Annotated in this window: 20 protein-coding genes; 5 read left to right on the top strand and 15 right to left on the bottom strand. The window is 63.6% G+C overall.

The window, feature by feature from the left end; translation table 11 throughout:
- Positions 1-192 precede the first annotated feature (192 nt).
- Positions 193-2,619 (top strand): DNA topoisomerase (ATP-hydrolyzing) subunit B, encoded by a 2,427-nt coding sequence (gene gyrB, locus FHR70_RS15680; protein ID WP_183451820.1) that lies wholly within the window; start codon positions 193-195, stop codon positions 2,617-2,619.
- 233 nt (positions 2,620-2,852) lie between these two features.
- Positions 2,853-4,538 carry a sensor domain-containing diguanylate cyclase gene (locus FHR70_RS15675; RefSeq protein WP_183451818.1) on the top strand — a complete coding sequence of 562 codons (1,686 nt, stop codon included), beginning with the start codon at positions 2,853-2,855 and terminating at the stop codon, positions 4,536-4,538.
- Positions 4,539-4,551: 13 nt separating this feature from the next.
- Here FHR70_RS15675 and FHR70_RS15670 read toward each other — a convergent pair whose 3' ends face one another.
- The 4 genes from FHR70_RS15670 to FHR70_RS15655 form a co-directional block, all read right to left on the bottom strand.
- On the bottom strand, positions 4,552-5,028 hold the full coding sequence (locus tag FHR70_RS15670; RefSeq protein WP_183451816.1) for a VOC family protein: 477 nt from the start codon (positions 5,026-5,028) through the stop codon (positions 4,552-4,554).
- A gap of 41 nt (positions 5,029-5,069) precedes the next feature.
- Positions 5,070-5,489 (bottom strand): DoxX family protein, encoded by a 420-nt coding sequence (locus FHR70_RS15665; protein WP_246408222.1) that lies wholly within the window; start codon positions 5,487-5,489, stop codon positions 5,070-5,072.
- A 42-nt stretch (positions 5,490-5,531) separates the two neighbouring features.
- A complete protein-coding gene (locus tag FHR70_RS15660; RefSeq protein ID WP_183451814.1) occupies positions 5,532-5,954 on the bottom strand; it encodes a YciI family protein in 423 nt (140 codons plus the stop codon).
- A 66-nt stretch (positions 5,955-6,020) separates the two neighbouring features.
- Entirely contained in the window at positions 6,021-6,452 is a 432-nt protein-coding gene (locus FHR70_RS15655) for a VOC family protein (RefSeq protein ID WP_183451812.1), read from the bottom strand.
- 61 nt (positions 6,453-6,513) lie between these two features.
- Between FHR70_RS15655 and FHR70_RS15650 the strand changes: the two genes are divergently transcribed.
- Positions 6,514-7,215: a winged helix-turn-helix transcriptional regulator gene (locus FHR70_RS15650; RefSeq protein WP_183451810.1), complete on the top strand. Its 702-nt coding sequence runs from the start codon at positions 6,514-6,516 to the stop codon at positions 7,213-7,215.
- Positions 7,216-7,238: 23 nt separating this feature from the next.
- Here FHR70_RS15650 and FHR70_RS15645 read toward each other — a convergent pair whose 3' ends face one another.
- The 3 genes from FHR70_RS15645 to FHR70_RS15635 form a co-directional block, all read right to left on the bottom strand.
- A complete protein-coding gene (locus FHR70_RS15645; RefSeq protein WP_183451808.1) occupies positions 7,239-7,979 on the bottom strand; it encodes a dienelactone hydrolase family protein in 741 nt (246 codons plus the stop codon).
- A gap of 82 nt (positions 7,980-8,061) precedes the next feature.
- A complete protein-coding gene (locus tag FHR70_RS15640) occupies positions 8,062-8,241 on the bottom strand; it encodes a hypothetical protein (protein WP_183451806.1) in 180 nt (59 codons plus the stop codon).
- 78 nt (positions 8,242-8,319) lie between these two features.
- The gene (locus FHR70_RS15635) at positions 8,320-8,592 is read right to left on the bottom strand and encodes an HNH endonuclease (RefSeq protein ID WP_183451803.1); all 273 of its coding nucleotides are present in this window, start codon (positions 8,590-8,592) and stop codon (positions 8,320-8,322) included.
- Between the two features lie 90 nt (positions 8,593-8,682).
- Here FHR70_RS15635 and FHR70_RS15630 point away from each other — a divergent pair, with 90 nt between their 5' ends.
- Entirely contained in the window at positions 8,683-9,231 is a 549-nt protein-coding gene (locus FHR70_RS15630) for a BON domain-containing protein (protein ID WP_210277658.1), read from the top strand.
- Between the two features lie 41 nt (positions 9,232-9,272).
- Here FHR70_RS15630 and FHR70_RS15625 read toward each other — a convergent pair whose 3' ends face one another.
- The gene (locus FHR70_RS15625; protein WP_183451799.1) at positions 9,273-9,479 is read right to left on the bottom strand and encodes a hypothetical protein; all 207 of its coding nucleotides are present in this window, start codon (positions 9,477-9,479) and stop codon (positions 9,273-9,275) included.
- A 179-nt stretch (positions 9,480-9,658) separates the two neighbouring features.
- On the opposite strand from FHR70_RS15625, the gene FHR70_RS15620 reads away from it, so the two are divergent.
- Entirely contained in the window at positions 9,659-10,477 is an 819-nt protein-coding gene (locus FHR70_RS15620; RefSeq protein ID WP_183451797.1) for a MipA/OmpV family protein, read from the top strand.
- A 71-nt stretch (positions 10,478-10,548) separates the two neighbouring features.
- Here FHR70_RS15620 and FHR70_RS15615 read toward each other — a convergent pair whose 3' ends face one another.
- The 7 genes from FHR70_RS15615 to FHR70_RS15585 all read right to left on the bottom strand — a co-directional run bounded on the left by FHR70_RS15615 (position 10,549) and on the right by FHR70_RS15585 (position 19,274).
- Positions 10,549-10,938 (bottom strand): 6-carboxytetrahydropterin synthase, encoded by a 390-nt coding sequence (locus FHR70_RS15615; protein ID WP_183451795.1) that lies wholly within the window; start codon positions 10,936-10,938, stop codon positions 10,549-10,551.
- Between the two features lie 164 nt (positions 10,939-11,102).
- Positions 11,103-11,729: a type B chloramphenicol O-acetyltransferase gene (catB, locus tag FHR70_RS15610; protein WP_183451793.1), complete on the bottom strand. Its 627-nt coding sequence runs from the start codon at positions 11,727-11,729 to the stop codon at positions 11,103-11,105.
- 59 nt (positions 11,730-11,788) lie between these two features.
- Positions 11,789-13,720 (bottom strand): putative bifunctional diguanylate cyclase/phosphodiesterase, encoded by a 1,932-nt coding sequence (locus FHR70_RS15605; protein WP_183451791.1) that lies wholly within the window; start codon positions 13,718-13,720, stop codon positions 11,789-11,791.
- 24 nt (positions 13,721-13,744) lie between these two features.
- Complete coding sequence (locus FHR70_RS15600; RefSeq protein WP_183451789.1) at positions 13,745-14,263, bottom strand: putative pterin-binding protein; 519 nt, start codon at positions 14,261-14,263, stop codon at positions 13,745-13,747.
- A 375-nt stretch (positions 14,264-14,638) separates the two neighbouring features.
- Positions 14,639-15,577, bottom strand: coding sequence for a ring-cleaving dioxygenase (locus tag FHR70_RS15595; RefSeq protein ID WP_183451787.1), 939 nt, complete (start codon positions 15,575-15,577; stop codon positions 14,639-14,641).
- 142 nt (positions 15,578-15,719) lie between these two features.
- On the bottom strand, positions 15,720-17,156 hold the full coding sequence (locus FHR70_RS15590; RefSeq protein WP_183452484.1) for a M20 family metallopeptidase: 1,437 nt from the start codon (positions 17,154-17,156) through the stop codon (positions 15,720-15,722).
- A 264-nt stretch (positions 17,157-17,420) separates the two neighbouring features.
- On the bottom strand, positions 17,421-19,274 hold the full coding sequence (locus tag FHR70_RS15585) for an ABC transporter ATP-binding protein (RefSeq protein WP_183451785.1): 1,854 nt from the start codon (positions 19,272-19,274) through the stop codon (positions 17,421-17,423).
- Between the last annotated feature and the right edge of the window lie 36 nt (positions 19,275-19,310).

The following is a 19,310-nucleotide window of genomic DNA, read 5'->3' as shown; positions in this document are numbered from 1 at the left end:
CCTGAGCCTGAGGCAACAAGCCACCCCTTCAGGGCCCTGATTCGGCAGTTTTTGGTGGATTTTTCCGCCCGTTTTCACGCGCGCGTATGCGCGTGGGGGTGAAATTTCAACCATTCGCACCTAAATAACTGATCTGACGAATCAAAACCCTGGCGCGCTCCTTCCGTTCCGTCGCGCCTTGAAGGATCCCAAATGGCCGAACCTGCTATCAACGTGAATGCCGACGCCTATGGCGCGGAATCGATCAAGGTGCTCAAAGGCCTTGATGCGGTGCGCAAGCGGCCGGGCATGTATATCGGCGATACCGATGACGGCTCGGGCCTCCACCACATGGTCTACGAGGTGGTGGATAACGCCATCGACGAGGCACTCGCCGGTCACGCGACGGAAGTCACGGTCACGCTCAATGCGGACGGCTCGGTGACCGTCACCGACAACGGCCGCGGCATTCCCACCGACATCCACAAGGGCGAAGGCATCTCGGCGGCCGAGGTCATCATGACCCAGCTGCATGCGGGCGGTAAGTTCGACCAGAATTCCTACAAGGTCTCCGGCGGCCTGCACGGCGTGGGCGTCTCCGTGGTGAACGCCCTCTCGAGCTGGCTCAAGCTGCGCATCTACCGCAACGGCAAGGCCCACGAAATCGAATTCCGGAACGGCAACTCGGTCGCGCCCTTGGCCGTCGTCGGTGACGCCGATGGCAAGCGCGGCACGGAAGTGACCTTCCTGGCCTCCACCGAGACCTTCACCATGGTGGAGTACGATTACAACACCCTGGAGCACCGCCTGCGCGAGCTCGCCTTCCTGAACTCCGGCGTGCGCATCATCCTCACCGACAAGCGCCATGCGGAGCACAAGCGCGAGGAGCTGATGTACGAAGGCGGTGTCGAGGCTTTCGTGCGCTATCTCGACCGCGCCAAGACCCCGCTGATCCAGCAGCCGGTGATGATTCGCTCCGAGAAGGACGGCATCGGCGTGGAAGTGGCCCTGTGGTGGAATGATTCCTACCACGAGAACGTGCTCTGCTTCACCAACAACATCCCGCAGCGGGATGGCGGCACGCACCTCGCGGGCTTCCGCGCGGCGCTCACCCGCCAGGTGAACGGCTATGCAGAATCCTCCGGCCTGACGAAGAAGGAAAAGGTTTCCCTCACCGGCGACGATTGCCGCGAGGGCCTGACCGCCGTCGTGTCCGTGAAGGTGCCGGATCCGAAATTCTCGTCGCAGACGAAGGACAAACTCGTCTCCTCCGAGGTGCGTCCCGCCGTGGAGAACGTGGTCAACGAGGCACTCAACAATTGGCTTGAGGAGCATCCGCAGGAAGCGCGCACGCTGATCGGCAAGGTGGTGGAAGCCGCTGCCGCCCGCGAGGCCGCCCGCAAGGCGCGCGAGCTCACCCGCCGCAAGGGCGCACTCGACATCGCGTCCCTGCCCGGAAAGCTCGCCGACTGCCAGGAGCGCGATCCATCGAAGTGCGAACTCCTGCTCGTCGAGGGCGACTCCGCCGGCGGCTCCGCCAAGCAGGGCCGCAATCGCGCCTTCCAGGCGGTTCTTCCCTTGCGCGGAAAAATCCTCAACGTGGAACGTGCGCGCTTCGACAAGATGCTCTCAAGCCAGGAGATCGGCACGCTGATCACGGCGCTCGGCACCGGCATCGGCCGCGAGGAGTTCAATCTCGACAAGCTGCGCTACCATCGCATCATCATCATGACGGACGCGGACGTGGACGGCTCGCACATCCGCACCCTGCTGCTCACCTTCTTCTTCCGGCAGATGCCGGAACTGATCGATCGCGGGTATCTCTATATCGCGCAGCCGCCGCTCTACAAGGCGACCCGCGGAAAGTCCTCGATCTACCTCAAGGATGAGCGCGCGCTCGAAGATTATCTCATCGGCGAGGGAATCGAGAACGCCTCGCTGCGTCTCGAAACCGGTGTCGAATTCCAGGGTGACCAGCTCAAGGGCCTCATCGACGAAGCACGCCTCGTGCGGCAGGTTCTGAACAGCCTTCACACGCGCTACAACCGCAAGGCTGTGGAGCAGGCGGCAACCGCCGGCGCGTTGCGTCCCGACGTGGTCGAAGACCCGGATCGCGGTCCAGCGGCTGCGGCCTATATCGCGCAGCGTCTCGATGCGATCTCGGAAGAGCTGGAGCGCGGCTGGACCGGCGAGGTTCGCGAGGGCGGCTATGTCTTCTCGCGCACCGTGCGCGGCGTGACGCAGACGGCCGTTCTTGATCAGGCCCTCATCGCCAGCCAGGAGGCGAAGAAGCTCGACGAGCGCGCCGCCAATCTGCAGGACGTTTATGCGAAACCGGCCAAGCTGGTGCGCAAGAACGACGAGATGCAGATCGACGGTCCGCTCTCGCTCTTCAATGCGGTGATCGCCGCCGGCCGCAAGGGCCTGCAGCTCCAGCGCTACAAGGGCCTCGGCGAGATGACCGCGCAGCAGCTCTGGGAAACCACGCTCGATGCCGACGTGCGCTCGCTGCTGCAGGTGAAGGTGAAGGACACCACCGACGCCGACGATCTCTTCGTCAAACTCATGGGCGACGTGGTGGAGCCGCGCCGCGAGTTCATCCAGGAGAACGCGCTCTCGGTGGCGAACCTGGACGTCTGATCCAACACCAACCCACCAATCCTATGAAAGGCGGAGCGGTCGAACACCGCTCCGCCTTTTTTCATTTCGTGCCAAGTGCCACGACACAGATTCAGCTTTGATTTTCAAGGCACATTGACGCTGCGGAAGGACTCTCTTAACCGATCTGCCGGAAAGATGTCCTGGGATAAGGCAGGACAGGGTAAGGCTCGACGCCCATGATCCATCTTCGGCGGACAGCCGCGATGCTGGCCATGCGCCATCGATCGCTCCGGCAGCAGGTAACCCTGCTGGTCGGCTTTTTGTGCTTCGGGCTCGTCTGCATCGTTGCGGCTGGCGCCGCCTATATTGCCCAGAGCCGCGTTCGCGGCATCGTCATGGCCAACGAGGCGCAGCAAGCTGCCATGATCGCAAACATCCTGAACCGTGGCATGTTCGAGCGGTACCGGGAGGCCCGCAATCTCGCCGCGATGCCGGCTTTGAAGACGATCTGGACCGGAGATCCCGCGGGCATCCGCCAGACGCTTGAGCGGATCCAGGCCTCCTACCCGGATTATGCCTGGATCGGATATGCCACGCCCGACGGAACGGTGCAGGCAGCCACGCAGGGCATGCTGGAGGGTCAATCTGTGCAAGCCCGGCCCTGGTTTCAGGACGGGCTGAAAGGGCCTGCTGTAGGCGATGTGCACGAGGCGAAGCTCCTGGCAAAGCTGCTCGGCCCGGCGCCGAACAACGAACCCTTCCGGTTCGTCGATGTGGCCACTCCGGTTCACGACGATGCGGGCCTTGTCATCGGCGTCATCGGTGTCCATCTGAGCTGGACATGGGCCGACGAGACACGCCAGTCCATCCTGGGCAGCCAGTTTTATGGAGAGGGGCGCTCCATCTGGATCCTGTCCACTGATGGAACGATGCTCCTGGGACCACAGATCGGCAGCAAGCCCTTCTCGGAGGAGCAGGTGCTGTCCATGCGCCAGGCGAAGGCTGGTGCCTTCGAAGACGGATCAGGCGCGGGGTCCATGCTGACGGGCTTTGCCGCCGCCGAGGGCTACAGGGATTATCCGGGCCTCGGCTGGATCGTCATCTCGCGGCAGCCGGACAGCATCGCCTATGCGGCAACACGAGGTATCGTCTGGATGATCATGGGGCTCGGCTGTGCCATCGCGGCCATCGGGCTCGTCTGCGCTCTGTTCATCGGCAAGAGCGTGGTTCGCCCCCTGCAGACCATCATCGAAGCCGCCAACAGGATCGGCCGCGACCCGGCCATCACGCAGCTGCCGCGCGTGACGGGATCGCTGGAGATCGTGCAGCTCTCCTCGGCCCTGCGCTCTCTCCTGCGCAGAGCCGGCGCTGCCGAGCAGCAGGTGATCGAAACCTCTTCCCGGCATGCGAAGGACGTCTCCACCCTTCGCCACCTGGCCGAAACGGATGCCCTTTCAGGACTGCTCAACCGCCGGGGCTTCAGTCTTCTCGCCGATGACGCGTTCAGCCTCTACCGACGCTATGAGCGTCCTCTCGCCGTGCTGATCCTCGACATCGACTTCTTCAAGACCGTCAACGACACCTATGGCCATGCTGCCGGCGATGCGGTGATCCGGTCGGTGGGAGCGGCTTTGACCAAAGCCCTTCGCACCTCCGACAAGGTGGCGCGGTTCGGCGGCGAGGAATTCGTGGTTCTCGTGCACGAGGTGGATGCGGGCGGAATCATCACCGTCGCCCAGAACCTGCGCCGGGCCATTGAGGCGCTCACCATCGAGCATCAGGACCACCGGATTGCGGTCACGGTCAGCGTCGGAGGCGCCATGGCCCGCCGCAGCGACGAGGACGTTCAGGAGGTGATCGAGAGGGCGGACTCGGCCCTCTACCGGGCCAAGGCGGCAGGCCGCAACCGCGTGGTCATCGACGGGATGCAGATTCAGCTCGCCAGTGCTGTCGCCTGATCGGACGCTGCTTTCAGGCCCCGTTGAAGGCTTTCTCAAGCTGGTCGACATCGAGCTTGACCATCTGCAGCATCGCTTCCGTGACGCGGCGGACCTTTGCGGCGTCCTTATCCTTCATCATGGCGCTGAGCACCGCCGGCACGATCTGCCAGGACACGCCGTAGCGGTCCGTAACCCAGCCGCATTCCAGAGGCGTGCCACCGTCCAGGAGCACGTTCCAGAGCCGGTCGACTTCGGCCTGATCGGCGCAGCTCACGAACAGCGAGATCGCCGGCGTGAACTGGAAATAGGGACCGCCGTTCAGGGCCATGTAGCTCTCGCCTGCGAGCGTGAACTCCACCAGCATCATGTTCCCCGGTTTTCCGCCAGGGGTTTCGACCGTGTAGGGCAGCACGGCATCGATGCGGGAATCCGGCAGCAGCGAGACATAGAACCGCGCTGCTTCCTCGGCCTTCCCGTCGAACCACAGGCAAGGGGTGATCTTCGACATCGGATGATCCTTCTACGTGATCCCTGGGAGATGTTGGGTTGTCAGCGCAGCAACGCCCGGATGCGCGGATCGCGCAACCAGAGCCCGGCCCACAGGGCGATGCCCACATAGACGCCGAACAGGCTGTGGCTGAAGAGCGGGCTGCCAATCCGCACATGGGTGGCAACCGCGCCGCCGAGATAGGCGGTGATCAGGACCGCTCCCAGGAATGCCGTTCGCGGATAGGCGTAGAGAAGGGCGGAGGCGATGAGCACCATTCCGAGAGCCCGCCAAGTCACGGGATCCGTCGGCCAGCCGAGTGGCGCCACCGTGTCGATCACCACTTGAAGCGGCACCAGCTTGATGGCGCCGTCGAACAGGAGGAAGAGAACGACGAGACCGCTCAGAACGCGTCCTGTCCAGACAAGTCCGCTTCTCGTGAAAGCGGCCTCTGCCGTGGCTGTATGTGGCATCGTGGTCATTCGTTTCCCTCCCTCTTTACCCGGCAGCAGCCGACAGGTGTTTCAGCGGCTTGCCAGCTTCTCGCTTGTCCGATCGTGCAGTTCGGAAACCTCAGGCGTCATGACCTCTGCAAAATCCGCCATTTCATAGATTGGGCGGATTTCGATCTCGCTCGGGCCGGGCATGGGATTGGGGCAGCGCTTCACCCACTCGACCGCCTCGGCCATGTCCTTGACCTCCCAGAGCCAATAGCCGGCAACCAGCTCATGGGTCTGGGCAAAAGGCCCATCGATGACGGCGCGGTTCGGGCCGTCGAAGGCCACGCGCTTGCCTTGGGACGAAGGCTTCAGCCCCTCGCCGGCCTGCATGATGCCGGCATTGACCAGCTGCTCGTTGAACTTGCCCATGGACTCGAGGAGCTCGGTCGTGGGCATGATGCCCGCCTCGCTGTCCTTCGTGGCCTTCACCAGCACCATCACGCGCATCGTCTTCTCTCCCCTGTTCCGCGCCGCTCTCATCGGCCTGCCAGTTTTACCTTCGTCGATTGACCGTCAGGCCGGTGCCATCTCGCCCATGGTCTCCTTGGCCGCCTCGAGGTCCATCCACATCACTTCCCAGATATGACCGTCGAGATCCTCGAAGCTGCGTCCGTACATGAAACCGTAGTCCTGCTTGGGGCCGACATCGACCGTGCCGCCGGCGCCGTTAGCCCGGGTGAGAATGTCGTCGACAGCCTCGCGGCTTTCGGCGGAGAGGCAGATCAGCACCTCCGTGGTCTTCTTCGCATCGGCAATCGCTTTGGGCGTGAACTGGCGGAACTTGTCATGGGTCAGGAGCATCACGTGGATGGTCTCGGAAAAGACCATGCAGGCGGCGGTGTGGTCGGTGAACTGCTCGTTGTTGGTGGCGCCCAGGGCCGCATAGAACGCCATCGACCGGGGCAGGTCGCTGACGGGTAGGTTGACGAAGATCAGCTTGGACATCGGGTCTCTCCCTCTGGCTTTGTTTTGACAGTGATTCCATAGCGAGTTATAAATAGCAACTATGAAGTTAGAAAAAATAACTGGAAACTCATCTGCCCGCTCCAGGCGCCATTACGAAGACGCCTGCGCTACGGCCCACGCCATGGACCTCGTTGGCGAGCGCTGGGCGCTTCTGGTGATCCGCGAGCTCATGCTGGGTCCGAAGCGCTTCAGCGACCTGCGCGAAAGCCTCCCCGGCATCAGCGCGAATGTTCTGACCCAGCGCCTGGAAGGCTTGGAAGCGGCGGGCATTCTCGTACGGCGCAAGCTGCCGCCGCCGGCTGCCGCCCAGGTCTACGAACTGACGGAATGGGGCTACGAGAGCGAGCCGATCTTCCAGGCGCTCGGCCGCTGGGCGGCACGCTCGCCCCTGCATGACCCAACCCTGCCCTTCAGCACGGCGTCCTTGGTGCTGTCCTTGAGGACGATGTTCAGCCCGGAGCGGGCGAAGGGACTGGACGCGCGGGTGGGCTTCCGCCTCGGCGAGGAAACCTTCCTGGCCCAACTGGCAGGCGGGAGGATCGAGATCGCCCGGAATGGCCTCGATGACGCCGACCTGATCTTCACAGGCACACCGCCTGTGCTGGCAGGTGCGATCTATGGCGGTCAGCCGCTTGAGGCACTGGAGCAGGCCGGCGCCCTCCAGATTGAGGGCGATCGCGCTCTCGCTCAGCGCTTCATCGGCCTGTTCCCCCTGCCGCCGAAGGTTTCAAAGCCGGCTTAGAGCATCCGATGCTCAGTCCAAAGCTAGCGAAGCGCTTCATCAAAGAAGGCTAGCAGACGCTTCCAGTGCCGCTCGGCGCCGCGCTCGTCGTAGACGCTGTGGTCGGACACCGCCCAGCCATGCGCCATGCCGACATAGTTCTCGATGATGTGGTCGATCTCGGCCCGGCGCAGGGCTTCCGCCAAGCGCGCCGATTGCTCGGGCGGAAAGCTCGCGTCGAGCCCGGCACTGCCCACATAGACGCGGCCCTTGATCGATGCCGCATTCAGGTGCGGGCTGTCGGGCGCGTCGCTGGCGAGACGCCCGCCGTGGAAGCTCGCGGCAGCGGCGATGCGGTCCGGGTAGGCGGCCGCCGCATTGATGGCGCGGCTGCCGCCCATGCAATAGCCGACGGTGCCGATCCGGCCCGTGGCTCCTGCTTGTGACAGCGCCTCCAGAAAGGCCGCGCTGTCGCGCCGGGTCATGTCCTGAGTGGTATCGTCGATCATACCCCGCAACGTCGTGCGTGTGGGCTCTTCGCTGAAGGCCGTCCTGGCATCGAAGGGAGCGTAATTGCCATGGCGATAGAAGAGATCGGGCAGCAGAACCATATAGCCCTCATCCGCTAGGCGCTCGGCCATGGCGTCAAGCGCGGGACGCGGTCCGAAGGCATCCATGTAGAGGATCACACCGGGCACCTCTGAGGAAGGCCGGCGGCTCGGCTGGAACAGGCTGGCTCTGGCGATTCCATCCTGGGTCTTGATCGCGATGTCCTGCTTGGCCATGCCGGTCTCCCTGCGCCGTTTGGTATCCTACGAGCATGCTTAGACGATCAGGCGCAACTCACATATAGCGTCGCTCTGACCCTCAAGGCCCGCCGGCGAGCGACCCCACCACCGCCATGGTGAGTTCGTCGAGATTGACCTGACCTTCGATGGTGATCGTCTCGGCCTCTCCGGTCCTGACGCGAAGGCCCTGCTGGCCAGCCTCCGACTGGCGCTTCAGCTCTGCGATGATGGCCTCGCGCACCTGATTTTCGATATTCATCGCTGTCTCCGTTCGAATGGTAATTCTTGCTGTCGAACGTCGACGCGGACAGCCCTGTTCCACGTCGGCTTTGGGTGCTCAGGCCGTCGGCTTGCTTGCCTTGAGCGCCCGGAACGCCTCAATTTCCATGGTGCCGCGCTCATTGTTGCAGGCGGAGCAGGCCAGGACGAGGTTGTCGCGGGTGAGCGGACCGCCGAGGGATCTCGGGTGCACATGATCGAGGGTCGCAAGATCGGGACCACGTTTCGCACCGGGACCGGGACGTCGCGCGGGGATCCCGCAATAGACGCAGCGCCCGCCGTCGCGGGCATAGACATCCTCAAAAAGCTTGATGCGCTGCGCAGCTTTCATGGGGCTGAGATGCTCTTCGTTCGTTACAATTGTCGTGTGGAACTACGGGCAAGCCGGGTGGTTGCTCCTGCAATCACAGGAGCAACCACCATGGTAGACACCCGCCGCAGGAACCGGAACCCCTTCGACGATGACAACGGCTACGGTGACGTGCCCCAGGGCGCCGTGGGCTTCCGCGGCGAAGGCCGGGAATATCCCGGCGGCTATGGCAGCGACGCCAATGAATTCTCTGGTGGCGTGATCGACGATGGGCGGGCCGGTCCGCGCGACGACGAAGGCTTCGATCCCGGCTACAGCCGGCCCCGCTCCGGCTACGGCGCCTTCGGCGATCGTGATCCGAACGATGCCGATGTTCGCACCAGCCGGGATGACGAGCGTCCGGCGACAGGCCAGCATCGCGGGCGCGGGCCCAAGGGATACCGGCGGTCCGACGAGCGCATCCATGAGGATGTGTGCGAGCGCCTCACCGAGGACCCCTTCATCGATGCCTCGAACGTCGAAGTCCTCGTGAAGGACGGCGAGGTCACCCTCAACGGCACCGTCACGAGCCGCGGCCTCAAGCGCCGTGCCGAGGATCTGACCGAACTCGCTTCGGGCGTCTCACACGTTCAGAACAATCTTCGCGTGCAGGGCGTGTGAATTCCAGGGCAGCCCTGCTGAAGGAATACCGATCCGCCGTCTCACGGCACCTCGGGCGGGGGCATGGGATGAAGGACCGGCCTGTCCGGCTCCGGCGGCTGTTCCGGCAGAGACGATGGAACGCTGGGCGGAACGGATGGTGCAGGCGTCTCCGGCGGGATCGGCATGGTGGGCAGGGGCTCCGTCGGGGGCGGCTTGGGATAGAATTCGTCCGGCTGCGGACGGCTGCTGGCACGGTTCGGGGACAAGTCGCCCTCCTTGTATTCTGTCCCTGACAACCGCTCAGCTCCGGGAAAGGTTCTCACGCAACGCTGCGCAAAATCCGCATGGCCGGTCAGACTCGCGAAACCATAGGGCAAGCCTTTGGCTTGACCTTACGTCCTTTTGCGGTCACGACGGCTGGGTGGAATAACGAGCCGGAAGAATCATGCGCACAGCCCGATCCCTCGCCTTTCTCGCCTTCCTCGTCGGCGGAACGACCCTGGCTCAGGCCGCAGACCTCGTGTTCTCGCCTGAACCCATCCAGAGTTCCTCGGGTTGGATCGTCACCGTAAAGGGCAACCTGCGAGTGGGACCGTCCTATCCCGGCTCGGACGATTTCAGCTTCATCGGCTATCCATCCTTGAGCTTCCGCCGCGCGGGAACGGTCGAGCGCTTCAGCGCTCCCGACGACGGCCTGAGCTTCTCGTTCCTCGACGATTCGGTTTTCCGCGTCGGCGTGGTGGGCCGCTTCGTGGGCGGACGCTACTACCAGGACAACCGGGAACTCGTCGGCCTGGACAAGGTCGACTGGGCGGTGGAGCCCGGCGTGTTCGTGGAATATTGGCCTCTGGAGTTCCTGCGCGCCCGTGCCGAGATCCGGCGCGGCTTCGGCGGGCATGAGGGCTTCGTGGCCGATTTCGGCCTCGACGCGGTTCAGCGCTTCGGCGCCGTCACCCTGTCCCTCGGTCCTCGGCTTGCGCTTGGTGACAGCGAATTCACCCGCACCTATTTCGGTGTGACGCCCGAGGAGGCGGCGCTCAACGGACAGGTGACGGCTTATCGTCCCTCCGGCGGCATCACCTCGGTGGGCGCGACCGGCGCCGTCAGCTACGACTGGTCTCAGCAATGGTCGACCACCGCCTTCGTGACCTATAAGCGTCTCGTGAGCGATGCCGCCGACAGCCCCATCGTCAAGCGCTTCGGCTCGGAGAACCAGTTCGGCTTCGGCCTCACGGTCTCCTATTCCTTCGGCTATGCGCCCTGATCGCAGCAATTCATGCTGAAACGAAAAGAGCCGCCCCATGGGGCGGCTCTCGTGTTTGAGCGGTGGTGCCCTCAGGCGGCTAAGCTCTTGCCCGCAGCAGCACCCTCGCCGCGGTAGATGCAGCCTTCCTGCGAGCCGGACATGCCGCGCTTGAGCTCCACTTCCTCAAGACCGGGGAAGCGTTCCTTGACCAGCTTCCAGACATATTTGGTGACGTTCTCCAGCGAGGCGACGCCAATGGCGGGGTTGAGATCGAGATTGCCGTGATCAAGGCCGGATCCGTGCTCGCCCTTGATCTCCTTGATGTAGTTCTCAACGTCGTAGAGGTTGACCGGCCAACCATAGACCTCGTCCACCGGACCGCCGAAGGTCAGCTTGACGATGAAGGTGTGGCCATGCAGCCCGGAATAGGGAGCCACCGAGTGAGCGGCATCGAACGTGAATTCGCAATACGTCTTCATTCCCCCTGCTCCCAATTGAATTGTTGAAACTCTCCTGCCAGCCTGACGCTCCGGCATGTGATCCTGCGTAACATAGGTGATCAGGATCGGGAAAGAGCGGAAAGGTATTTTCTCTTAGGACCGCGTGGTCATGCGGCATTTGACTCTGGGCCGCCGCAGGAGTTTCATCCTTCACGCCAGAAGCGGTGAAGCCCCGCGATATCCGAACTGCACATGAACGGCATCGCATCCCTGATCCGCTCCACCGGCCAGTCCCACCAGGCCATCTCCAGCAGCATGGCGATCTCCTCGTCGGAGAACCGCTTGCGGATCGGCCGGGCAGGATTGCCGACCACAATGGTGTAGGGCGCCACGTCGCGGGACACGACGGCCCGGCTTCCGACCACGGCCCCATGGCCGATCCGGACGCCCGGCATGATCATGGCTTCCGTGCCGATCCAGACATCGTGGCCCACCACCGTATCGCCTGCAGGCAGGAACGGATCCTGCGGCTCGCCGAATGCGCCGTCCTTGTTCATGTAGAAGAACGGAAAGGTCGAGATCCAATCCCGGCGATGGCCTTGGTTCCCGTGCATCAGGAAGGTCGCGCCGGTCGCGATGGAGCAGAAGCTGCCGATGATGAGCTTGTCGGCCTCGGGCTCGTCGGCCAGCAGGTAGCGCGCGCAATCGTCGAAGGAATGCCCATGATAATATCCGGAGTAGTAGCTGTACCGCCCGACGATGATGTGCGGGTTGGTGACCTGCTCCGACAGGGGAATGCCCTGCAGGGCGCTCTCGAAGATGTTTCTCATGAGGCTCTTCTTAACAGGAGGATGCCCGGCAACGCTTGGACCGATCAATGCGGTGGCCCTCAGGCCACGCGCGCCTCCTGCCTGAGGGCTGCCAGGGTATGCACCAGGTCTCGCGCCGGCCGCGGACGACCGAAATAATAGCCTTGCGCATCGGTGCATCCGGCCGCCTGAATCTGGCGCAGCTGCTCCTCCGTCTCGATGCCCTCGGCCACGGTCGGCATGCCGAGGCTGCTGCCCAGATTGGCCACGGACTGCACGATGGCAAGGCAGTCGGCCCGCTGGGACATTTCCCGCACGAAAGACTGATCGATCTTGATCTTGTCGAACGGGAAGCTGCGCAGATAGCTGAGAGACGAATAGCCGGTGCCGAAGTCGTCCATGGCGATGCGCACGCCGAGTTGGCGCAACTGGTGCAGCATCGAGACGGTCACCTCGTTGTCCTGAAGCAGCACCGACTCGGTGATCTCCAGCTCCAGCCGGTTGGGGGAGAGACCCGATGCTACGAGGGCGCGGCTGACGCTCTGCACCAGACCCCGGTTCCGGAACTGCACAGGCGACAGGTTGACGGCCACATGGATGTTGCGCGGCCATCTGGCCGCTTCCCTGCAAGCCTGTTCGAGGATCCAGTCGCCCAGGGGCACGATGAGGCCCGTATCCTCGATGACCGGGATGAACTCGGCGGGTGGGACAAGCCCGCGCTCGGGATGGTGCCAGCGCAGGAGAGCCTCGTAGCCGCCGATCTCGTTGTCGTCGATGTTGATCTGCGGCTGGTAGAACAGCTCGAAATCGCCGTTGGTCGCGGCCTTGCGCAGATCGACCTCCAGGGCGCGCCGCGCCTGAAGCTGAACGTCCATGTGCGGTTCGAAGAAGCGGAACGTGCCCCGGCCATCGGCCTTGGCGTGGTAGAGGGCCATGTCGGCGTGTTTCAGGATCTGGCTCGGGGTGACATGTCCCTGAGGCAGCGCGATGCCGATGCTGGTGCCGATGAAGATTTCCTGGCCGTTCACGGTGAACGGCGCCCGCAGGGCCTCGACGATCTTCGACGCCAGGGCAGCGCTTTCGCCGGGTTTGCGAATTCCGGTCTGAAGAATCGCGAACTCATCGCCGCCGAACCGTGAGATAAGGTTCCGGACGTGGCCTTCGCTCGCGGGAATGCAGTTCCGGAGACGTTCGGCCACGGCCTTGAGCAATTCGTCGCCCGTCTCGTGGCCGAAGGAATCGTTGACGTCCTTGAAGTGGTCGAGATCCAGATAGGACACGGCGATCGTTCGGCCGTTCGGCTTGAGCCCGGCCAGCGCATGTTCGAGCTGGTTGCGGAGCACGACGCGGTTGGGCAGGCCGGTGAGGGCATCCTGATGCGCCAGGACATGCAGCTCTTGATGTGCCCGCCCCAGCAGCCGGTTGTGCCTGTCGAGAAGGACGATCAACGCGATCCCGATCAGAACGAGGCTGGCCGCGATGCCGGAGAAGAGCCAATGCAGGCGGATCAGCTCCTGCTGATCCTTCTGAACGGTCTCGGACCCATAGATGAGCACGGTCGATGCGATCTGGGCCAGAGCGCCGTCGAATGGTTTCAGACCGTCGATCACCTTCTGGAGATTGCCCGGCTGGTCCAGGTTCTGGATGAGCGGATCCATGCCCTCCAACGCCAGCTCGAGCCGCCGCAGCATGGCCTGATGCTCAGGATCCCGCTGGAGCAGAGCCTGGAAGTCACCCTCGTTCAGCTGTTTCACCCGACCGGCCAGGATATCGTAGCGAAGCGCCACCTCGTCCTTGTCGACGCCGCTTGCAGGTCTCGCGAACTCAGCGAGGCGGTGCTCCAGCCGGATGAATTCGGAGGAGGCCTGGCTTGCTTCCCAGGCCGGATTGTACACGGCGATCTGACGCAGCGCACCCTGGCGCTGGACGACCAGCACCGAGATGTAGACGGCGGCGATCAGGAACCCACCGATCACGAGGGCGATCACCGTTTTGAATGCGCGCAGCGACAATGGGAGGCCTCCGCCTGGCCTCGGCTACCGGACGTCGATCTTGGCAACCTGCCAAGCCGAACGTGCATAATAAGTCTGGCTCTTCAGGTCCGGATTGCTGTCATAGGGATAGATGACGAATAGGGGTCCCTTGTCGCGCACGGACATGTATTCGCCATTGCGTTTGATGGCGAGGATCACGTTGAACTTCGCAAAATCATCGATTGGGATCTCGGTGGTATAGTCGTTCAGCGCAGCCACGATGACCCGCTGTCCGGACGCACCGACCTGCTTCATCAGCTTGTCGAGCGGGACGCCCTCGAACTTCACCTTGCCCTCATGCCACGGCGTCGTGGTCTCGACCGTCACCAAGCCCATGGATTCCAGCATCTTCCGATCGAACTGGGCCGTGTTGTCCTTGTTGGTCACGGCGATCTTGCCCGAGATCGTCAGGATCGGCCTGTCAGTCGGCACGGCCAGCGAAGCCGCGTATGCGACGCCCACGAAGGCGGTCAGCGCAAACAGCGCTCCCACCAAGCCGGTCTTCACCTTGGCGCGAAACATGGGAAACCCCTACACAAGAAGTAATGTGAACACATGAAACCGATTAATTTAAGCAAAGTCTTACACAACTCTGCAACGGAAGCAAAAAACTAAGGACAACAATATTACGATTGATAAACTCTTACTCCCGGGAGAGTCTACCTTCTACATGGATCCGCAGCCGCCCGCTTGAGGCGCAATGCCGCAAAAGGAGGGTGCCTTCCTCAAAAGAAGAGCCGCCCTGAGGAAGCAGGGCGGCTTGCACGAAGCGGCGGAATGTCTGGAATTCAGGCTCTAGAGCATCGAACGCAAAAGTGGACACCGGTTTTGCGTGAAAAGATGCGTCAAACAAAAACTTGAAGCATCGAACGTGAGTTCGAATTCACGTCCGATGCTTTAGAGCGGCTTGAGTCCCGCTTCGATCTCAGCCCGGCGCGGCTCCAGGAAGGGCGGCAGGGCGAGGCGCTCGCCGAGCTTGTCCATCGGCTCGTCGGTGGCAAAGCCCGGACCGTCTGTGGCGATCTCGAACAGGATGCCGTTCGGCTCGCGGAAATAAAGGCTCTGGAAGTAATAGCGATCGACCGGGCCGCTCGATGGCGCCCTCAAGGATTGTAGGCGCTCCCAGCACTCCTGATAGGTCCGCTCGTCCGGCGTGCGAAAGGCCACATGGTGCACGCCGCCCGCACCCGGATGGGCCGGTGCAAGGCCTGGCTCAACGGCCACATGCAGTTCCGCGGCAGGACCGCCCTGACCCATCTCGAACACGTGAACCGGCGTGTCGCCGACGCGATACTCCCGGGCCGCCCGCATATCCATGGCCTCGGTCAGAACACGGGCCGTGCGCTCCAGCTTCGGCACGCTGATCCGGATCGGACCCAGGCCCCGGATCTGGTGCTCGGCCGGCACGGGGCTGCGCTCCCACGGATGGGAGTCGCCCTGGCCGCCATCGTCGACGAGACTCAGGCGCTGGCCTTCGAAATCCTCAAAGTCGAGGGAGAGCCGGCCGTCACGCTCGACGATCTCATCGCTGCGCACGTGAAGGGTGTCGAAGCGATCCTTCCACCAGGCAAGGGCTTTCTCGCCGTTCACGCGCAACGCCGTCTGCGCAATGCTGTGGGTGCCGCGCCGCTCGCGGCCCACCGGCCAGTCGAAGAACGTGATGTCCGTGCCGGGGGATGCCTTCGCGTCCGCGTAGAACAGATGGTAGGCGCTCACATCGTCCTGGTTGACCGTCTTCTTCACGAGCCGCAGGCCCAGGGTCCGCGTGTAGAAGGCGTGATTGCCGCGCGCATCCGCCGTGACGGCTGTGAGATGATGAATTCCGGTCAGCTTCATGACGCTCTCCATTTCTGAGAAGCGTAGATAAGCCCGCTTTGCTGCCGCGGCGAGACCATCGACCGCCAAGCTGACTTTGCTTGAATGCAAGAACGCCCCGGCCAGAGACCGAGGCGTTTGCATGATCGAGTATGTCCGAAACTCAGGCCGCTTTCGCCCGCAGATCGTCCGGCGTGACGTCATCCGGGATCGGGCAGCGATAGGCACGGCCGCCGGTGCGCTCCCGCAGCTCCGCCTTGGCGCGGGCGACAAGATCGGGGTTGCGCAGACAATCGGCGGCGGTGGCCGCCATGGCCTTGGCGGCCAGCACCATCCCCTTGTGCGCGGCGGGCAGATTTCCCTGCGTGACGAGCTGCCAGGTGTGGAACGGCGTGCCGATGGCAAAGCAGGCGGTGTGGCACTGCACGGTCGGGACGATCCAGCTGACATCGCCCACATCGGTGGTGCCCATCATCACCTCCTCGCGGGTCGGCATCGAGAGTACGCCGTCGTGCAGCACCTTGGTCTTCAGCGACATGTCATGCGGCTTCACGCTCGCCAGAATTTCCTCCTCCGTCAGAGCCGACCTCTGAAGCTTTTCCGCAAAGGCGAGATCAGCCTTGTCGAAAGCAGGCGGTCCGAGGCGGCGCATGTTCTCGTACATGGCCTCCTGCAGCGCCTTGTTGGGCACGACGTTCGAGGTCGCGTCGGTGATCTGCACGGACACGGAGGTTTCCGTCATCAGCGCCGCGCCTTCAGCAATCTTCTTCACGCGCTCGAACAGGCGCTCCGCATCGGGCAGGTGCGGCGAGCGCACGAGATAGAGCGATTCAGCATAAGCCTGCACCACGTTGGGCGCATCGCCTCCGGTGTTGGTGATCGCGTAATGCACGCGGGCATCCGAGGGCATGTGCTCGCGCATGTAGTTCACGCCCACATTCATCAGCTCCACCGCATCGAGCGCGGAGCGGCCCACATGAGGCGACGCGGCTGCGTGCGCGGCCCGGCCTCTGAAGCGGAAATAGGCCTGGATGCAGGCCAGCGACGAGGTGGTCTGCACCTCGTTGACTACGCTCGGATGCCAGCAGAAGGCTGCATCGAGATCGTCGAACAGGCCGGCGCGGGCCATGAAGGTCTTGCCGGATCCGCTCTCCTCGGCCGGGCAGCCGTAATAGCGAACGGTGCCGGCGATGCCCTCCGCCTCAAGCGCATCCTTCAGCGCCACGGCCGCCAGGGCGGAGCCAGCACCCAGCAGGTTGTGGCCGCAGCCATGTCCCGGCGCGCCTGTCACGGTCGGCTTGTGCTCGGCGACGCCGGAGATCTGCGCGAGATCCGGTAGGGCGTCGAATTCACCGAGGATCCCGACGACGGGACCGCCTTTGCCGAATTCTGCGATAAAGGCGGTGGCCATGCCGCCGACGTTTTTCGTGATGCGAAAGCCCTCGCGCTCCAACATGGCGATCTGCTCGGCGACCGACCGGTGCTCTTCGAAGGCGAGTTCGGGCGTGGCCCAGATGCGGTCGCTCAAGGCGCAGTAATCCTCGGCCTTGGCATCGACATGACGGGCGACGGAATCAAGGCTCAGACGGTCATTGTGCATGATGGGATGATAACTCGGGGTTGTGGGAATGGCGCGACCATAGTCCATGAGCGCGCTGATGTGAAAGGAAGAGTTGCTCTTCCCTCCCGCTTGCGGGGAGGGATTAAGGGTGGGGTCATAAAGTTGAGGCGCAGCACTTCGTAGTGAATGTGCGAGGCTGCTACAGCGCCTGCATCAGCAATCCCTCACCCCGTCATACCATCCCACCCGGTCGCTGCGCGACCACCCCTCCCCGCAAGGGGGGGGATATAGCGCGGCTACTGTTCAAACCCTCTCGTCCCGCACACCCTTGCGCGCGAGCAGGAACCCGCCGGACTGGCGCGACCAGAGGCCGGCATAGAGGCCACCGTTCTCCAGCAGCTCCTCGTGCGTGCCTTCCTCGACGATCCGCGCCTCGTCCATGACGATCAGGCGATCCATGAGCTGCAAGGTCGAGAGGCGGTGCGCGATGGCGATCACGGTCTTGCCCTCCATGAGCGTGGCGAGCGATTCCTGGATCGCGGCCTCGACCTCGGAATCGAGCGCCGAGGTGGCCTCGTCCAGGATCAGGATCGGCGCGTCCTTCAGGATCACGCGCGCGATGGCAATGCGCTGGCGCTGGCCGCCGGAGAGTTTCACGCCGCGCTCGCCCACATGGGCGTCGAAGCCGCGCCGCCCGCGTCCGTCCACGAGGCGTTCGATGAAATCGGTGGCGTGCGCCTGGCGCGCCGCCTCGCGCATCGCCTCCTCGCTGGCATCCGGCCGCCCGTAGAGGATGTTCTCGCGGATCGAGCGGTGCAGCAGCGAGGTGTCCTGCGTCACCACCGAGATTTTTCCGCGCAGGCTTTCCTCCTGGGCGTCGGCGATGTCGTGCCCGTCGATGAGAATGCGGCCGCCTTGAGGCTCGAAGAAGCGCAGGAGCAGGTTGACCAGCGTGGTCTTGCCGACGCCGGAGCGGCCCACGAGCCCGATCTTCTCGCCGGGTCTCAAGGTCAGATCGAGCCGGTCGATCACCGTGTCGCCCTCGCCATAGGAGAAGCTGACATTCTCGAAGCGTATTTCTCCGCGCGGCACGGCCAGCGGCCTGGCATTCGGCTTGTCCTGCATGGTGAGCGGGCGCGAGATCGTCTTCATGCCCTCCTGCACCGTGCCCAGGTTCTCGAAGATGCCCATGACCTCGAAGGCCACCCAGCCGGACATGGAGACGATCTGCGTCGAGAGCAGCAGCGCCGTGGTCATGGTGCCGGCATCGACCCGGCCCGCGCTGAAGAGCCACACGGCCACCGCGCCTGTGGCGACCAGGAAGATGGCGTTGAGAAAGGTGAGGCCCGCCACGTAGAGTGTGTTGATGCGCTGCTGGCTCATGAAGGCGTCGTTGAGCCGGCTGTAGCCCTCGCTGATGTACTCGTCCTCATCCTTGCGGCGCCCGAACAGTTTTACCGTCATGATGTTGGTGAAGCTGTCCACCACCTTGCCGGTGACGGCGGAGCGCGCCTCGCTCGATACGCGCGAGCGCTTCTGGATGCGCGGCACGGAAAAGCCCAGCAGCGTGGCATAGAGCACGAACCATCCGGCCATGGGGATGGCGAGACGCCAGTCCTGCGTGCCGAGGAGACCGATGGAGGCCGCCCCAAAGATCAGGATCTGCCAGACCGCGCGTGCGACGGACAGAACCGTCTCGCGCAAGGGGCGCCCGGTCTGCAGCACCCGGTTGGCGATGCGCCCGGCAAAATCCTCCTGGAAGAAGCCGAGAGGCTGGCGCACCACATGCCAGTAGTTCTGCCAATGCACCATGGTGGTGAAGGAGACGGCGAGCGAGTGGTTGACGAGCAGCCGGAACAGGATCGTCCCCACCGGCCGCACCAGCAGGATGATCGCCGCCATGGCGATCAGCAGCGGCCCGGCCTCGTCAAAAATGCCTTCCGGCGAGGTGTGCGACAGAGCGTTCACCAGGCGGCCAATGAGCCAGGGGATCAGCGCCTCGAAAACCGCCAGCACGAAGCCAAGCGCGAAGAGCGCGAGAAATAAGCCCTTCGCCTGCCGGATGAAGTGCCAGTAGAAGCCCCAGAGCGTATCCGGCGGCGATTCCTCCGGCGGCTTCTTTCGGAAATCGATGCGGGTCTCGAAAAAGCGGAACATCAGGGCCTCTGACCTCCTTCAACCCGAATCAACGGG

The organism is Microvirga lupini, from assembly GCF_014191055.1.
In the GTDB taxonomy this organism is placed as follows: Bacteria; Pseudomonadota; Alphaproteobacteria; order Rhizobiales; family Beijerinckiaceae; genus Microvirga; species Microvirga lupini_A.
This window is presented reverse-complemented; position numbering and strand designations above follow the sequence as displayed.

What these genes read in the sequence shown, in the direction of transcription:
- FHR70_RS15635 (WP_183451803.1), bottom strand. Translation starts at nt 8,592, where the DNA reads ATGAAAGCTGCGCAGCGCATCAAGCTTTTTGAGGATGTCTATGCCCGC.
- gyrB (WP_183451820.1), top strand. Translation starts at nt 193, where the DNA reads ATGGCCGAACCTGCTATCAACGTGAATGCCGACGCCTATGGCGCGGAA.
- FHR70_RS15615 (WP_183451795.1), bottom strand. Translation starts at nt 10,938, where the DNA reads ATGAAGACGTATTGCGAATTCACGTTCGATGCCGCTCACTCGGTGGCT.
- FHR70_RS15590 (WP_183452484.1), bottom strand. Translation starts at nt 17,156, where the DNA reads ATGCACAATGACCGTCTGAGCCTTGATTCCGTCGCCCGTCATGTCGAT.
- FHR70_RS15670 (WP_183451816.1), bottom strand. Translation starts at nt 5,028, where the DNA reads ATGTCGAAGATCACCCCTTGCCTGTGGTTCGACGGGAAGGCCGAGGAA.
- FHR70_RS15600 (WP_183451789.1), bottom strand. Translation starts at nt 14,263, where the DNA reads ATGTTTCGCGCCAAGGTGAAGACCGGCTTGGTGGGAGCGCTGTTTGCG.
- FHR70_RS15620 (WP_183451797.1), top strand. Translation starts at nt 9,659, where the DNA reads ATGCGCACAGCCCGATCCCTCGCCTTTCTCGCCTTCCTCGTCGGCGGA.
- FHR70_RS15645 (WP_183451808.1), bottom strand. Translation starts at nt 7,979, where the DNA reads ATGGCCAAGCAGGACATCGCGATCAAGACCCAGGATGGAATCGCCAGA.
- FHR70_RS15655 (WP_183451812.1), bottom strand. Translation starts at nt 6,452, where the DNA reads ATGTCCAAGCTGATCTTCGTCAACCTACCCGTCAGCGACCTGCCCCGG.
- FHR70_RS15665 (WP_246408222.1), bottom strand. Translation starts at nt 5,489, where the DNA reads ATGACCACGATGCCACATACAGCCACGGCAGAGGCCGCTTTCACGAGA.
- FHR70_RS15650 (WP_183451810.1), top strand. Translation starts at nt 6,514, where the DNA reads ATGAAGTTAGAAAAAATAACTGGAAACTCATCTGCCCGCTCCAGGCGC.
- FHR70_RS15630 (WP_210277658.1), top strand. Translation starts at nt 8,683, where the DNA reads ATGGTAGACACCCGCCGCAGGAACCGGAACCCCTTCGACGATGACAAC.
- FHR70_RS15585 (WP_183451785.1), bottom strand. Translation starts at nt 19,274, where the DNA reads ATGTTCCGCTTTTTCGAGACCCGCATCGATTTCCGAAAGAAGCCGCCG.
- FHR70_RS15660 (WP_183451814.1), bottom strand. Translation starts at nt 5,954, where the DNA reads ATGCGCGTGATGGTGCTGGTGAAGGCCACGAAGGACAGCGAGGCGGGC.
- FHR70_RS15640 (WP_183451806.1), bottom strand. Translation starts at nt 8,241, where the DNA reads ATGAATATCGAAAATCAGGTGCGCGAGGCCATCATCGCAGAGCTGAAG.
- catB (WP_183451793.1), bottom strand. Translation starts at nt 11,729, where the DNA reads ATGAGAAACATCTTCGAGAGCGCCCTGCAGGGCATTCCCCTGTCGGAG.
- FHR70_RS15595 (WP_183451787.1), bottom strand. Translation starts at nt 15,577, where the DNA reads ATGAAGCTGACCGGAATTCATCATCTCACAGCCGTCACGGCGGATGCG.
- FHR70_RS15675 (WP_183451818.1), top strand. Translation starts at nt 2,853, where the DNA reads ATGCGCCATCGATCGCTCCGGCAGCAGGTAACCCTGCTGGTCGGCTTT.